This window comes from Methylophilus sp. Leaf414 (assembly GCF_001425425.1).
GTDB lineage: Bacteria > Pseudomonadota > Gammaproteobacteria > Burkholderiales > Methylophilaceae > Methylophilus.
Genome location: NZ_LMQQ01000003.1, coordinates 180725 through 192951, shown reverse-complemented (window position 1 = coordinate 192951; position 12227 = coordinate 180725). Strand labels below are relative to the sequence as shown.

The window sequence follows — 12227 nt, the reverse complement described above, 5'->3', positions numbered from 1 at the left end:
ATACCTTGAAACGTCTTAAAATCAAACATCTTACCGAGTATGTTTTTTCTTCTCCGGTGACGCTGCAACAACATCGCTTGCTGATACGTCCGCGGGAAGGACACGACTTGCGTATCGAATCTTCGATTCTTAACATCTCGCCGGCTTATCAGATCCGATGGTCGCGGGATGTGTTTGATAATTCGTTGGCGACTGTCAACTTTTCACAGGCTAGTGACAAGCTGACTATCGCTAGCGAAGTGGTGATACAACATTACGAAGAGGCTCCGCTTGATTTCTGGATGGAGAGTTATGCCGTGAACTATCCATTTTCTTATGCGGAAGCCGAATGGGCAGATCTGGCAGCGTTTCAGCGTCCGGTGTTTGTACAAGACGAGCCTCAAGTTAATCAATGGCTGCAGCAACTTGGTTTGCTGAATGGACAGCGCAATACGTTTGAGTTGCTAACCACCTTGAATCAGGCGATCTATACGCAATTCCGTTATCAGGCTCGTGAGGCATCAGGTGTACAAACGCCAGCTACCACCCTGCAATATGGCAGCGGCTCCTGTCGGGATTATGCAACCCTGTTTATCGAAGCTTGCCGAAAAATGGGGCTTGCCAGCCGCTTTGTCAGCGGTTATCTGCACGCACCTGCCACTGAGGCAGGCAATGCAACAACACATGCCTGGGCTGAAGTTTATTTGCCGGGTACTGGCTGGAAAGGGTTTGACCCGACCTCTGGCCTTGTCACAGGGACGCACCATATCGCGGTAGCCGTGTCTCGCAACCCGGAAGCAGTTCCTCCAGTTGCGGGGAGTTTTATCGGCCCCAATGTGAAGCCCATACTGCGGGTGGATGTGCAGGTCAATTTACTCACCGCATAGAGATAAGTCATTACTTTGAGCTGATTCCATAGTATTAATATCTGCGCAGCTATCCATACAAATAAAAAAACCGCTTCCTAGGAAGCGGTTTTTTAAACTGCAAATCTGTTTAATTACAGTACAGATTTAACGGTGTTGACTACGTTTTCAACAGTGAAACCGAAGTGCTTCATCAGTGCGCCGCCAGGAGCAGACTCACCGAATGTGTCGATACCGACCACAGCACCTTCTAAACCTACATACTTACGCCAGAAGTCTGGGTGAGCAGCTTCAACCGCTACGCGAACAACGCCTGGAGTCAGAACGCTGTCTTTGTAAGCCTGGTCTTGGCGGTCGAATACGTTAGTAGATGGCATTGAAACCACACGTACTTTAGTACCGGCAGCGTTCAACTCAGCAGCAGCTTTCACAGCCAGATCCAGCTCGGAACCGTTAGCGATGATGATCACTTGTGCGCCAGCAACGTCGGAGAATACGTAGCCACCCTTGCGGATTGCATCGAAGTCTTTAGCTTCGTGTTTGATACCTGGCAGGTTTTGACGAGACAGAACCAAGCTTGTTGGGCCGTCTTTCTTCTCAACTGCAGCAACCCATGCAACGGTAGTTTCAGTCGCATCAGCTGGACGCCATACATCCATACGTGGGATGTAACGCAAGCCAGAAGTGTTCTCAACTGGTTGGTGAGTTGGGCCGTCTTCGCCTTGACCGATAGAGTCATGGGTCAGCACGTAGATCACACGTTGATGCATCAACGCAGACATACGCATACCGTTCTTCATGTAGTCAGAGAACATGTGGAATGTACCGCCGAATGGCAACAGGCCACCGTGCAGTGCAACACCGTTCATGATCGCAGCCATACCGAATTCACGTACACCGTAAGAGATGTAGTTACCTGGTTCTTTCGCGTTTACATGTACGAAGCTGCCAGTTGAAGTCAGGTTAGAACCAGTCAAGTCAGCTGAACCGCCCAGGAATTCTGGCAACAATGGCGCCAAGGCACCGATCGCATTTTGTGAAGCTTTACGTGAAGCAACACCTTCTGCTTTTTCGTTGATCGCAGCGATGATTTTGTCTGTTTCTGCTTTCCAGTTAGCTGGCAGCTCGTTGTTCATACGACGCTTGAACTCTGCAGCTTCAGCCGGGAATGCTTTTTCGTAAGCTGCGAATTTATCATTCCAGTCAGCTTCGCGTTTGGCACCCTTCACTTTTTGATCCCAGCCAGCGTAAACGTCAGCAGGAATCACGAATGGCTCGTGTGCCCAGCCGATTTCAGCACGTGTTGCAGCAACTTCTGCGTCGCCCAGTGCGGAACCGTGGCAGTCGTGTGAGCCGGATTTGTTTGGTGAACCTTTACCGATGATTGTTTTACAGCAGATCAATGAAGGCTTGTCAGTAACTTTTTTCGCTTCGTCGATTGCTTTTTGAATCGCGTCCTGGTCGTGACCATCTACTGAAACAACGTGCCAGCCGTAAGCTTTGAAACGGCCTGCTGTGTCGTCTGTGTACCAGCCTTCGATATGACCGTCGATAGAAATACCGTTGTCATCCCAGAAAGCAACCAGTTTGCCAAGGCCCCAGGTACCAGCCAGTGCACATGCTTCGTGAGAAACACCTTCCATCATACAACCGTCACCCAGGAACACGTAAGTGTAGTGGTCAACGATGTCGTGGCCTGGCTTGTTGAACTGGTTAGCCAGCAGTTTTTCAGCCATTGCGAAACCAACAGCGTTAGCAATACCTTGGCCCAATGGACCGGTAGTGGTTTCAATGCCTGGTGCGTAGCCGAATTCCGGGTGACCAGCACAGCGTGAGTGCAATTGACGGAAAGTCTTGATATCTTCGATACCTAAATCGTAACCTGTCAGGTGCAGCAATGAATAAATCAGCATTGAGCCGTGGCCGTTTGACAACACGAAGCGGTCACGGTTAGCCCATTGTGGATTTGTAGGATTGTGGCTCAAATTGTGGTTCCAAACCACTTCAGCAATTTCCGCCATGCCCATAGGAGCGCCTGGGTGACCGGAGTTTGCTTTTTGTACAGCATCCATGCTCAAAGCACGAATAGCGTTGCACAAGTCGACACGTGTTGCCATTGTTTTCTCCCAAATGAAAATAAGAGCGGTCTTACACAAAAAGCTGCAAAACCTTGATTGAATTCTTTAAAAAAGGCGAGAAACCAGCCCTTTTACGGAAAGGGTAGATTATTCCTTAGAACCCGTTTTTCATCAAGGGTTAATGAGTATTTAATTATCGTGGCAAGCGGTAGCAGTGAAATCAAAAACCTGCTAATTCAATGTCCGCGATAGCCATGCCTGGCGTTTTCCCCTACCATGTAAAAAAACATTGATCACAAAGGAGTATGTAGATGTCTGACGATAGAATCATTATGCGTGTCGGTGAAGCCCTGGTTGCTGGCGGCCCACCCGGAACGGCAGCAGAACCCGAAGTCGCGATTGGCGAGATGAACGGCCCTATGGGGACTGCATTTGCCAACTTATTGGGTGACCAGGTCAAAGGTCACACCCGTGTGCTGGCAATCATGAATACCGACATCATGGTACGCCCGGCGACGTTGATGGTGAGCAAGGTGACGGTAAAAGACCCGCGTTACACCAATATTCTGATGGGTACGGTACAAGGCGCGATTGCCAATGGCGTACTGGATGCAGTCCGCAGCGGCGATATTCCTAAGGAAAAAGCCAACGACCTCGGCATTATTGTTTCTGTCTGGCTAAGCCCGGCGATTCTGGAACAAGACAAAATCGACCATAAAGCCTTGTTTGATATTCACCGTGAAGCGACTTTCAAAGCAATTCAAAAAGCCTTGCGCAACGAGCCCAGCATAGACTGGCTGCTGGAAAACCAGGAGAAAATTGTGCATAAGTATTATCAGATGGGCCTGGACAATAAAATCTAGTCTTCCCATGCTGCAAAAAGAAAAAGGATGCCTGAGCATCCTTTTTTTGTGTCCGCGCTTTTTATTTGTTCAATGCTGAAATCACCATTTCAATCGCCCTGCAATTGCCCTTGGCATCCGCAAACGTCAGCAACGGTGATTTGCCATTCAGCACACAGTCACCAAAATGCTCGATTTCGAGATTGAAGTGATTGGCTTTGGGCAATACGATGGTTTCTGACTTGCCGCCCGCTTCCCAGCTGATCACAGGATCATCCACTGGATAGCTCCACATATTGTGGCATCTGATCCAGCCTTTATCACCGATGATTTCATATTCAGCTTTGCGCCCGCGCTCGAAGCTCACATCAAAGTGACCGTAACGCGCGCGGCCATGGGTATCGTGCCCAAAATCAAGAATGCCGCTCGCTACCACATCGGCGCCATGTTCATTCAACTTGCCATAGGCAACGACATTGACCGGCTCGGCAGGCTCGCCATTCCTCTCGAAACACCAGCGCAAAGCGTGAATGGCATAAGGCCCGATATCCCACATCGCACCACCCCCATGCGCCATATCACGCGTAATGCGGTACATGCGGGCAGGTGCCATCAGGAAAGAAAAACTGGCGCGGCAAGAGAGCACATCGCCAATCAATCCTGAGTCGATCAACGCTTTCACTTTGGCATGCTGGGGATGAAAGCGATACATAAAGCCCTCCATCACTGTCACACCGTTGGCTTTAGCCGCTGCTTCAATGCTGATGATATCTGCCAGGCTGGTCGCCATCGGTTTTTCGATCAGGATATGCTTGCCAGCTTCGATCGCTTTCAACGCCCATTCGGCATGCTCTTCATTTGCCATCGGGCAATAAATCGCCTGCACATTGCGATCAGTGATCAGGCTTTGCATATCGTCGTAACAAGTCACGCCGTCAGTATTCGGCGCATATTTATCCAAGATAGCTTTTGCTGCGCCCGGACGGCGACTGCCAATGGCTACCAGTTGCGAATTTGAGGCTTCAACAATGGCCGGCAATAAGCGCTCATTGACGCGGGCGGCACCTAAAATGCCCCATTTGAGTTTTGTAGTCATAGGTATCTTTCCTGTCTGCTAATTTTGGCTGATTATACCCCGCAAAAAATGGCGGGATATTTAACGCTTATGAATGGAAGACAAAAGCCAGCTAGCGTTAGTGCCATTGCAATCTTAAATCAGGCCCATTTTCTGCGCAGTGATAGCGGCTTCAGCCCTGGAGGATACATTTAACTTGCGGTAGATTTCTTTGACATAGCCGGCAATGGTGTTGCGCTTGAGGCCAAGCATACTGGCGGTTTCGGCCATGGTCATGCCTTTGGCAATAATCGACAGCACTTCCTTTTCACGTTCGGTGAGTGATTCTTGTGGCTGCAAACTATAGGGTTCATGAAAATGCCGCAGCAGCTTTCTTGCAATCGCGGGTGATAACGGCGGCTGCCCGGTCACAATGCCATTCAACGCTTGCACCAGCGCAGCTTGTGGCTGGTCTTTCAGCAAATAGCCATGTGCACCGGCGCGTAATGCCGGGAAAATATGTCTATCATCGTCGAAAATGCTGGCAACCACGCAAATAGTATGGGGCGAGTGCCGGTTGAACCATTCAATCACCGTGATCCCACTGCCATCTGGCAGACTTAAATCTATCAGTGCGATATCAATCGGCAGGCTGGTAGACACCAAAGCAATGGCTTGTGCAATATTATTTGCAGAACTAATCGCAATCCCCGGAAAGCTATTGTGTAATACTTCTGATAACCACAGTTGTGACTCCGGCGTATCTTCAAGTATGAAAGCAGTTTTCATTGGTGGTTAGTGCGTATGCGCTCAAAGTAATATGAATGACTATATACGAATTTAAAAAGAATACACTCCCCACAAACAGGGGTATCAAACACCACAAAAAGAATCATGAGTACTTCAAAGCACTATGACGGATCTTTTGCCCATTTCTAAGAGTCATCCGACCGCCTGGCTGATGCTACTGGCGTCTTCATTCGCGGTAACCGATACGACGGCTGGCCAGAATATTCCCACAGCATCCTATTTCGCGCTGGATACCATGGCACCCGAAAGCAGCTGGGCGATCCGCTTTGAGCAACGCAGCAGCCATTTCGATGAGCGTTATGATGACCGTGGCCACTTATCACCACTAGGCAGCAGCTTTAACAACCTGAACCTGGATGCCAGTATGTTTCCGGCGCTCGCGGCACTGGGACCCGGCGCCTCATTAGGCACCACGCGATTCGATCATAAAACCGATAACCGGATCAGCATTTTGACCATAGGCTATGGCCTGACACCCGACCTGACCGTGGGCGCAATTATTCCTTATGGCGTGACGCAATCGCGGGTAAATTTCAACGTCGATGGCGGCAACGTAGGCTTTAACCCGGCGTTCAATGCCAACCAGCCGATAGGGGCTGGCAACTTCCCATTTGCCCCGGCAGGTGGGGGCATTCCGACCATGGGAGCTGCCGGTGTGCAAAACATCCTGACCAATCCGGCTTTCGGTTATCAATACAAAGCACTTAAAGATACACGCAACGAAGGGTTTAGTGATCCGACCTTGGGCGTATTGTGGCGTGCCATGAAATCGCCAGGCGAGAGCCTGATTCTCGGGCTTGGCTTGCGCATGGGCCTGGCAAAGAAACAAGATCCGGACAACTTGCTGGATACGCCATTGGGTGATGGCAGCACCGACATCCGCACGCGGGCCGAATACTTTTATGATCTCGGCGCTAACTTTGATTTGCGCTTGCTGGCCGATTACAACTGGCAGTTTTCAGACAAAGCCCGCATGCGGATTCCGGCGACTAGCCAGGGGTTGGCGCTGGCCAGCTCTAAACAAAAACTGGAGCGTGACCTGGGTGATTATTACGAGGCGGATATTGAATTAGGCTATCGCTGGACCAACTGGCGCTTTGCTACGACCTGGCATCGCTTTGAGAAAAAATCGGATGACTACAGCTCCCGTTTTGGTACCGACACTTCAGCACTGGAGGTTTATACCGACAGGCGGGCAGATCAATATCGCATCAGCGCGACCTGGAGTGGTGTACAAGCATGGCAACAGGGTAAACTGCCTTTGCCGGTGATCGTGAAACTGGAATTCCAGGATACCTATGGCGGCCGTAACTTTGTTGATGTGCAGGATATTTACCTGCAAGTTATCACCCTGTTTAAATGAAAAATCGCACGCCATTTCAATCCTGGATATTCATACTTGGCTGGTTGCCAGGCTTTTTGCTTTGTATAAATGCCGCTCTGGCTAATGTCGCAGCAGCGAATGCTCAAGGGATAGAAATAAGCCAGGGATCATTTGTACTCAGCGCCAGTGAAACACCACCTTCAACACAGCCGGCCTGGTCATCGACCAGCTTGCCGGATATCTGGAAGCTGACCCACCCTGATGCCTTCGGCACTGGCTGGTACCGCTTTCAGTTTGATTACCCAGGCCTGAATGCACATGAAATTTACGCCTTGTACCTTTCACGCATGAGCCTGAATGCCGAGGCTTACCTGAATGGCAAGAAGATAGGCTCCGGTGGCTCATTCACCGAACCCATTTCGCGTAACTGGAACCGCCCGCTGTTATTCACCATTCCACCCGACACCTTGAAAGCGACAGATAACACGCTGTATATCCGGGTGATTGCACCGCAGCACTCGCAGGGCATGCTTTACCCGCCAAAGATCAACCTGCTGCATACCTTGCAGCCGGAATATGAGAAAGCCCGGTTTATCCGCATCACGCTTAACCAGACCTCCAGCCTGCTGATTGTCGGCATCGGTATGTTGATGCTCAGCCTGTGGTGGCGCAGAAAACAGGACACGGCATACGGCCTGTTTGGGCTTGCGGCGTTTGTCTGGGCACTGCAATCGCTTAATTTTTACATCATTACTGCACCGCTTCCCACTGCACTGTGGGAGATACTGGTCAATGCCAGCTTCCAGGCGATTGCCACCTTGTGGCTGATTTCGCTGCTCGACTTTGTCGGCATCCGCTTAAAACGGTTTAATCAGTTGCTATGGTCGATTTTGATTTTAGCACCGGTGACATTGCTGCTGACGCCAGCGAATCACTTTATGCTGGCTACCGACTTCTGGCATTTGATCACCATGATAGTGGTGATTTTCGGGTTGGCCTTGCTGGCAAAAACCGGCTTTGTACACCGCAACAAAGATGCCAAATTATTGTTGCTGACGCTGAGCATTATCCTGCTGTTTGCGTTTCATGACTGGTTGATTCATACCAATGTCCCCGGTATCAATGCCTGGCTGATTACAGACGAAGAATACCTGATGCAGTTTTCAGCACCGGTGCTTTTCCTGATTGTCGGCCTGATGATGACTTCACGGTACGTTGGTGCGCTCAACAACTATGAGCAACTGAACCAGGAACTGGAGCAGCGCGTGGTTTCCAAACACCAGGAGCTCAACGATAACTTCCAGCAACTGCAAACTATCCTTAAAGAACAGGCCACGCTGGAAGAACGCGAACGTATCTACCAGGATTTGCACGATGACCTGGGCGCCAAACTGTTGACGCTGGTCTACAGGGCGCAAAACCCGAATAATGCCGAGCTGGCACGTTCAGCGCTACAGGATTTACGCGATGTCGTGTCACGCGCCGGCGATGAAAGTAGCGCGCTGAATGACATCATGGCCGATTACCGCATCGAGTGCGAAAAACGACTGGGCGACGTGCAGATACAACTGGTTTGGGATAACCAGATTGAAGACGACAGTTTGCAGCTAACGCAACCGCAGGCTCTGAACCTGGGCCGGATCATCCGTGAGGCGATCTCCAATGTGATCCGCCATGCGCAAGCAACAAAGGTCAGCGTCACCTTGCAACAAACCACACAACACTTGTTGCTGCAGATTCAGGACAATGGGGTTGGTTTGGCTCCAAGCAGCGATAAATCGGCGGGTCGGGGTTTAAGCAATATTCAGAAACGTGCAGCCTTGCTTGGTGGTGAAGTGCACTTCGCACCTAGTACCAGTGGCGGCTTAAAGCTAAGTCTGTACTTGCCCTGGCAGCTGATCTCACGTCAATCAGCCCAGTTCTCACAACAAAGCAGTTCATACCCTTAATGCGTTACCCCCCCGTTCTCGGGGTACACGTTAGCCTCACCCTCCGGTAGTCTTATTGCAACTTAGAAAAATGCTAATGGTTACTTTTGAGAGAGGAAGGCAACATGAATTTCACAACACGTGGCATATCACTATTGGGGGTTGCATTAAGCCTGTTAAACCCACTCTCAGTCAGTGCCAGCGAAATTGCAGCAAACATCCAGTTATCCTTCAATGAAACAGCCGATTTCAGTGATGGCATAGACAAGTTAATCACGCTGGATGCGGCAAAAGTAAACGCGCGCTTGCTGAATAATCGTTTAGGCACTTTTAGTAGCGGCAACGCAGTGTTTGTTTTTAACGCGAACCACAGCGTTTCTATCATTGACCCCGGCGTCACCACGCTCCCAGCTGAAGATCGAAACCTTTTTCAAGTCAGTGGCAGTGCAACAGCCAGTGGTGGATTGCTACCTGATGCTGCCTCACTCAATATTGGCGCTACCTGGTTTTGCAAGAACACCACACTGCAATGCACTAGTAATGAAGCATTTAGTACGGTTAGAAACAGTACGCAAACGTTTAACCTGGCCATAGACTCAACCACATTACTCACACCGATTCGCTTGCAATCCAGCATTACGGCAGTGACACCGCTGACAGAGAATTACACACTTAATTATGGCAAGGTTCACTTAAACGGCTCCTTGCAGGTGAATGCACTGTTTACCGCCAAATCATCAACCCAGTATGTGCATGATGCACTGGTGGCGACTTCTGGTACCACAGGCAATCAGCGTTGGGGTGCCGCCGCTAACGACATTCAGTCACTGCGCAATGGCAGTTTGACAGACGTGGCAGTCGCCAACAATCTGGAAGTCAGCAAAACACCTGAATTGGAAGCAGCCCACCGTTTACTCGCTATTGCCCGCGACGGTGCAACCATATTAACGACTGGCAACGCAGTTGGCGCCAGCTTTAGCTCTGAATTCGCACTCACACGGCAACTGTGGAATGTAGCTGCAACGGCTGAACCCGCTCTGGGACGCAGCCTGGCGGGAAGCAACAGTGAAACTTTCTCTAACCAAAATGTAGCCGCAGAAGTCGAAGTATTGCGCATGTTGCTGAATGGCGCAGATGATGCCAGTTTTGTGGCTGGCGTTGACAATGCGTTGAGTAACCCATCGACTGGTTCAGCCCCGCTATTATCGTTTGACGGTTCACTGCTTGGACTCAATGGCGCGACGATGTCAGTGTTTTACTTGGGTGCCAGCAATGGCCGGGTCGAAATTGAACTCGCCGCTGCAGATCGCTATGCACTGTGGCGCACCGCTTACAGTTTCGACAGGATAGCCTTTCTGGAAGGTGCAGAGGATGGCGTCACCGTCCTTGGCGGTAATGCTGATGGCACTCAGATTCGTCTGGGAGATGAACAATATGTCGGTGAAATATACAGTGACGAACTATTTTATTTGAGCGGTAGCCAGACGGCCTCTCGACTGCAATTAAACAACTTCTACAACAATCAATTGTTAGTCGTTGCCAGTTGGGCCGTCACACCCGTACCAGAGCCCAGTGCATGGTGCCTGCTATTGTTTGGCCTGGTGCTGATCGGGCGTATGAAAAAGAGTAACTGACACTCAAACTAATAATAATAAACTGGTTGTATTCACCTCAAGCAAACGTTAAGCAGGCACTTGCGGCCTGCTTAACGTTTGCAGCTTTTCTCTCACTAACAATCCGGGTAACGCTGCATTTGCAAGCGTATCGAAACATTACTCTTTCCACTTAATAGAACAACCGATGCTCTGTACCTGATCTTTAGGCCCATGCCCGGTTTGACTGACCTGCTTCATTGCCCTGAATAAATCGCGTGTGCTTTCCGGTGCTGTCTCCTTGCGGCTTTCATCAAACCGTCCACGGTATTGCAGCTCAAAGTTTTTATTAAAGCCAAAGAAGTCCGGTGTGCAAACCGCATCATAATTTTTGGCAATCTGCTGTGTTTCATCCAAAAGATATGGAAACGGAAATGCCAGTTCTTCTGCGATTTTTTTCATGTTTTCAGGGCTGTCTTCCGGGTAATCGGAAGGATCGTTTGACATGATGGCGACCGTGTTGACACCCAGGGTTTTCAACTCTTCAACATCTTTGATCAGGCGCGGCAGGATCGCTTTGACATAGGGGCAGTGATTGCAAATGAACATGACCAGCAGGCCTTTGGGGCCCATACTTTCCTGCAGGTTTACCAGCTTGCCGTTGACGTCCGGCAGGTTAAATTCAGGCGCTTTCCAGCCAAAATTGCATGCTGGGGGATTGATACTAGCCATGTGATTCCTTTCAAAAACTTTCTAGACTGTCACTATATAACTTTGTGCAATTCCGGCGAAGGCTAACTCGGTGAAACCGATGTTAAGCGAAGCGGCTTTCGCCAAAATCACAGCCAGGTAGGCTAATACTTGCCATCTTTATTCTCCGGTGTTTATACACAATTAAAGTCCTATGGTACGTGATTAAGGCTTGCAGGTGAATGCCAGTACTTAATGCGGAACACTGAAGTCAGCCTTCGGCATTTTGGTTACAATGCCTGACATGAGCAATTTAAGATTTTATAGCCCTAGCCAGCTGACCATCGGTGTGACCGCTGCACTGAGTGAAAATGCAGCGGCACATGCTACGCGTGTGATGCGTTTAAAAGTGGGGGATACACTCACTTTGTTTTGTGGCGACGGCGTTGATTACCAATGTGCGCTGGTGAGTGTGGAAAAGAAAACTGCCAGTGTAGAAGTACTCAGCCAGGAAAAAATCAACAATGAATCGCCACTCAATATGCGGCTGTTACAGGGGATTTCCAGCGGCGATCGTATGGACTACACCATCCAGAAGGCAGTTGAGCTTGGGGTGACTGAAATCTTCCCGTTAAGCACAGAACGTAGTGTCACCAAGCTGAGCGGCGACCGCGCCGAGAAACGGGTCGAGCATTGGCAAGGCGTGGCGATAGCTGCTTGCGAACAAAGCGGGCGCGCAGTGTTACCTAAAATTCATTTTCCGCTAACTCTCGCGCAATGGCTGAGCCAGCACGATACCCAGCAAAGCCTGAATTTGTTGCTCAACCCGGTTGCGGCAAAAACTTTGGCCCAATTAACAAAACCGGAAAACCGGATTCATCTCCTGATTGGTCCTGAAGGTGGCTTAAGCCCTGGCGAGATTGAGCTAGCCAACCACAATAACTTTCAATCGATAGTGCTGGGGCCAAGAATCTTGCGCACCGAAACTGCGGCCCTGACTGCAATTTCCAGCATGCAAACGCTTTGGGGTGACTTTTAGGACATGCTGGTGATAAGAAAGTGAT

General features: G+C 49.9%; 10 protein-coding genes. 6 read left to right on the top strand and 4 right to left on the bottom strand.

The genetic code is table 11. The annotated features are described in order from the left end of the window. Positions 1–5 precede the first annotated feature (5 nt). Positions 6–866: a transglutaminase family protein gene (locus ASG24_RS07810; RefSeq protein WP_055869850.1), complete on the top strand. Its 861-nt coding sequence runs from the start codon at positions 6–8 to the stop codon at positions 864–866. A 113-nt stretch (positions 867–979) separates the two neighbouring features. On the opposite strand, the gene tkt is transcribed toward ASG24_RS07810, so the two are convergent. After that, positions 980–2962: a transketolase gene (gene tkt, locus ASG24_RS07805; RefSeq protein ID WP_055828131.1), complete on the bottom strand. Its 1983-nt coding sequence runs from the start codon at positions 2960–2962 to the stop codon at positions 980–982. Between the two features lie 272 nt (positions 2963–3234). Between tkt and fae the strand changes: the two genes are divergently transcribed. Then, on the top strand, positions 3235–3786 hold the full coding sequence (fae, locus tag ASG24_RS07800) for a formaldehyde-activating enzyme (protein WP_055828134.1): 552 nt from the start codon (positions 3235–3237) through the stop codon (positions 3784–3786). A gap of 61 nt (positions 3787–3847) precedes the next feature. On the opposite strand, the gene ASG24_RS07795 is transcribed toward fae, so the two are convergent. Beyond that, positions 3848–4861: a Gfo/Idh/MocA family protein gene (locus tag ASG24_RS07795; protein ID WP_055869847.1), complete on the bottom strand. Its 1014-nt coding sequence runs from the start codon at positions 4859–4861 to the stop codon at positions 3848–3850. A 114-nt stretch (positions 4862–4975) separates the two neighbouring features. Next, complete coding sequence (locus tag ASG24_RS07790; protein ID WP_055869844.1) at positions 4976–5608, bottom strand: response regulator transcription factor; 633 nt, start codon at positions 5606–5608, stop codon at positions 4976–4978. Positions 5609–5732: 124 nt separating this feature from the next. Between ASG24_RS07790 and ASG24_RS07785 the strand changes: the two genes are divergently transcribed. The 3 genes from ASG24_RS07785 to ASG24_RS07775 all read left to right on the top strand — a co-directional run bounded on the left by ASG24_RS07785 (position 5733) and on the right by ASG24_RS07775 (position 10515). Continuing rightward, positions 5733–6992 (top strand): transporter, encoded by a 1260-nt coding sequence (locus ASG24_RS07785; protein ID WP_055869841.1) that lies wholly within the window; start codon positions 5733–5735, stop codon positions 6990–6992. Continuing rightward, positions 6989–8902 carry an ATP-binding protein gene (locus ASG24_RS07780; RefSeq protein WP_055869837.1) on the top strand — a complete coding sequence of 638 codons (1914 nt, stop codon included), beginning with the start codon at positions 6989–6991 and terminating at the stop codon, positions 8900–8902. Before ASG24_RS07785 ends, ASG24_RS07780 begins: the two co-directional genes overlap by 4 nt. A 104-nt stretch (positions 8903–9006) precedes the next feature. Then, positions 9007–10515: a PEP-CTERM sorting domain-containing protein gene (locus tag ASG24_RS07775; RefSeq protein ID WP_055869833.1), complete on the top strand. Its 1509-nt coding sequence runs from the start codon at positions 9007–9009 to the stop codon at positions 10513–10515. Positions 10516–10653: 138 nt separating this feature from the next. On the opposite strand, the gene ASG24_RS07770 is transcribed toward ASG24_RS07775, so the two are convergent. After that, complete coding sequence (locus ASG24_RS07770; protein WP_055869831.1) at positions 10654–11205, bottom strand: thioredoxin family protein; 552 nt, start codon at positions 11203–11205, stop codon at positions 10654–10656. A 262-nt stretch (positions 11206–11467) separates the two neighbouring features. Here ASG24_RS07770 and ASG24_RS07765 point away from each other — a divergent pair, with 262 nt between their 5' ends. Continuing rightward, a complete protein-coding gene (locus ASG24_RS07765) occupies positions 11468–12202 on the top strand; it encodes a 16S rRNA (uracil(1498)-N(3))-methyltransferase (protein ID WP_055829108.1) in 735 nt (244 codons plus the stop codon). Positions 12203–12227: the final 25 nt, after the last annotated feature.

Coding starts and splice junctions, on each gene's coding strand:
- tkt (WP_055828131.1), bottom strand. CDS start 2,962: ATGGCAACACGTGTCGACTTGTGCAACGCTATTCGTGCTTTGAGCATG.
- fae (WP_055828134.1), top strand. CDS start 3,235: ATGTCTGACGATAGAATCATTATGCGTGTCGGTGAAGCCCTGGTTGCT.
- ASG24_RS07795 (WP_055869847.1), bottom strand. CDS start 4,861: ATGACTACAAAACTCAAATGGGGCATTTTAGGTGCCGCCCGCGTCAAT.
- ASG24_RS07790 (WP_055869844.1), bottom strand. CDS start 5,608: ATGAAAACTGCTTTCATACTTGAAGATACGCCGGAGTCACAACTGTGG.
- ASG24_RS07785 (WP_055869841.1), top strand. CDS start 5,733: ATGACGGATCTTTTGCCCATTTCTAAGAGTCATCCGACCGCCTGGCTG.
- ASG24_RS07780 (WP_055869837.1), top strand. CDS start 6,989: ATGAAAAATCGCACGCCATTTCAATCCTGGATATTCATACTTGGCTGG.
- ASG24_RS07775 (WP_055869833.1), top strand. CDS start 9,007: ATGAATTTCACAACACGTGGCATATCACTATTGGGGGTTGCATTAAGC.
- ASG24_RS07770 (WP_055869831.1), bottom strand. CDS start 11,205: ATGGCTAGTATCAATCCCCCAGCATGCAATTTTGGCTGGAAAGCGCCT.
- ASG24_RS07765 (WP_055829108.1), top strand. CDS start 11,468: ATGAGCAATTTAAGATTTTATAGCCCTAGCCAGCTGACCATCGGTGTG.